Origin of the sequence: Bartonella sp. CL71SXKL (assembly GCF_042194935.1) — a bacterium.
In the GTDB taxonomy this organism is placed as follows: Bacteria; Pseudomonadota; Alphaproteobacteria; order Rhizobiales; family Rhizobiaceae; genus Bartonella.
On the sequence record NZ_JBHINI010000059.1, the window covers coordinates 1 to 1,932 of the forward strand.

Consider the following 1,932-nt stretch of genomic DNA (forward strand, 5'->3'; position numbering starts at 1 on the left):
TGTGGGTAATCTTTGGCAATTTCGTCGTTATAAAGAATGTCTACTTCACGATCAGCCAATTGATAGCTTGCCATATGGTCATTCTCATTGATTTTCTCGGTTGACCAGCCTAGGCTTTTTAAAAGTGCATGAGCACTTTCCATGGTGAGACGATCATCAGTGTCATCCGCTTCATCCACTTCCTCTGCCGCTTCAACAGCAGTTGTTTTAGAAGCAACAGATGCTGTTTGCGGATCCAAGCTCAAAATCGGAGCGTTTTTAGGAAAACCAGTCCGATAACGGCGTGCAAGAGCAAGGACGTTATCAATAATATGTGCTATGTTTTCCCTTATCAAAGCTGAAAAGTTTTTATCCTTCAAACTTTCCTTATAAAATTTGAGTTTTTCAACATCCCCAATAAGAATAAGTGCAATAAGGTGCAACTTCGCAAAATCATATTCACTGTCTGGGGACAAAGCCGCATAATCATAGATGATTTGATTCACATTTTGTCGATCAGCCCAGCACAAAATATCCGCACTGATCTGTTTCAGCTTGCCTTCATCCAATTCAGTACTAGAAACTGCATAAACTTCTTCTGATTCTTTAAGAACGGTATATTGGGGAGTATCGATAAAAATAGATCGATAAGCTGTAGAAAAACCAAGTGTTGAAAGAGAAACCTTGAAGATAACAAGCGGTGTCTCTCCGTTTTTATCAAGGTCGTACACTATATTAATGATACGATCTTTCTTTATAAAATAAGCATTGCGATCATAGTTCTTATCGCGATAAACTGTCCAGTCCATCCTTTTTAAGTCTTCAGAAACTGTATTAAGAAAAGACAAATCTTGTAAACTAAGACGATCATCTATGGCTTTTCGCTCATTAAGGATTTTCAGATATTCTTCAGCAAATTGAACGGCCTGGTTAATATATCTCTCTACTTCACGGTCATCCAAAATTTCAGAAATCGTACCTGCTTCTAAAAAATTTTGATAAGATTTCAGGACATCAATTTGACCTGTTAATGCTAAACAAGCTAAATGCCAGACTATATCTATATTGTAGCTATATTTTTGGATAAGCGTTTTGCTTTCTATTGATGCTTGTAAATCTTGGGCATGTGCCCACTGTATTATCCGCTCAGAGATTTTGATAAGCTCTTGCTCATCTAATGTCTCTACACAAATATCAATGCCTTTACCAAAACCACTAAAAATCCCCCCCCCAATCGTATTAAAAGAATTATAAATATTTTTAGGAGAAACACACCAATATTCCTTACTATAGTGAATACAATTGCAAGCGACAGAAATCATTTCATTAGATATTTCAGCTTCAATACGGACATTGTAATTATCATGAAGACGTATAAAACCAAAATCAAATTGAATAAAGCGGTCGGGCAAAATCAACCACATTTTTCCAGGTTCCGTTGAAAACCACCCTTGTGTTTTGAGAACGCGCATTGCTGCTGTGAGACTTATCGAGCGCTGTTTTGGCTTCTTGCGCGTTAGAATATCGTCTAATTCCCCATTTTTATAGGCCTGTGCAAAAAAAAGCAGGCGATCATCCGATGTCATTGTTTTATAATCAGCAAATTCTGGCACAGATAGTTTTGGGGTAGATCTATCACTCCTTAAAGCCTCCATATCACCAAGTAATGCTTGTGCAACGGCAGAATGATTAGTAGCTTCCTCGCACAACTTTTTTTCAATATCCTGTGCTTGCGCCCATGCAATCACTTTGTTTAAAGCGGTTATGATATGGCTTTCGGAAAGATCCGGAGCTTTAACATTAAAATCCTCCTTCGCGTAAAACAGCACATCTCCATATTTACGCTGTGATTTTTCACCTCTAGAATATTCCCGAGCAAGACAATAAGCAGCGGTGGTGAGATCAGCCGAAAGCAAAAACTCTTTGCCTCTCTCTCCATAATTTTTTACACCA

Annotated in this window: 1 protein-coding gene; it reads right to left on the reverse strand. The window is 38.0% G+C overall.

The window, feature by feature from the left end; genetic code table 11:
• The coding region (locus tag ACFILA_RS09390) for a DUF6990 domain-containing protein (RefSeq protein ID WP_375661110.1) at positions 1–1,932 on the reverse strand (1,932 nt) is incomplete at both ends.